Origin of the sequence: Methylobacterium variabile, from assembly GCF_001043975.1 — a bacterium.
GTDB classification, from domain to species: Bacteria; Pseudomonadota; Alphaproteobacteria; order Rhizobiales; family Beijerinckiaceae; genus Methylobacterium; species Methylobacterium variabile.
This window is the reverse complement of sequence record NZ_LABY01000365.1, coordinates 1-515: the sequence shown is the minus strand read 5'-3', so window position 1 is coordinate 515 and position 515 is coordinate 1. Positions and strand designations below refer to the sequence as shown.

General features: G+C 69.3%; 1 protein-coding gene. It reads left to right on the top strand.

What is annotated here, in order from left to right; all coding sequences use genetic code 11:
* A partial coding sequence (locus VQ02_RS32990; protein ID WP_048448499.1) for a DUF2493 domain-containing protein occupies window positions 1-515 on the top strand: 515 nt, incomplete at both ends.

The window sequence follows — 515 nt, the reverse complement described above, 5'->3', positions numbered from 1 at the left end:
CGCAAGCTCGACGAGAACGAGCAGGCGCAGCGCATGAGCCAGCGCGACCAGGACGGCAGCGAGGTGCTCTCGGTCGAACTCGAACGCCTCACCGCCCTCGGGCAGACGCTTTCGGAGCGCCGCAACGCCTTCGAGTACGCCCGCGACGCCGCCGCCTACTTCTTCACACGGACCACCCGGTCGCTGTGGCGCCCGCGCTCCGGATCGCAGGTCAACCGAGCGACCATGACCGCGGCGATGATCGACAGCCGCGACTTCATCAGCGCGCGGCGCCGGGCCGAGACCGAGATCCACCTGCCGAAAGGAACCCGGATCGCCTTCACGGGAGGCAAGCAGTTCCAGGACGTCGCGGTGATCTGGGACACGCTCGATCGGGTGCGGGCCAAGCACCCCGACATGGTGCTGATGCACGGCGGCGGCGAAGGCGCCGAGCTGATCGCCGCGAAGTGGGCGGAGACCCGCAAGGTCGCCCAGGTGGTGTTCAAGCCGGACTGGAAGCGCCACAGCAAGGCGGC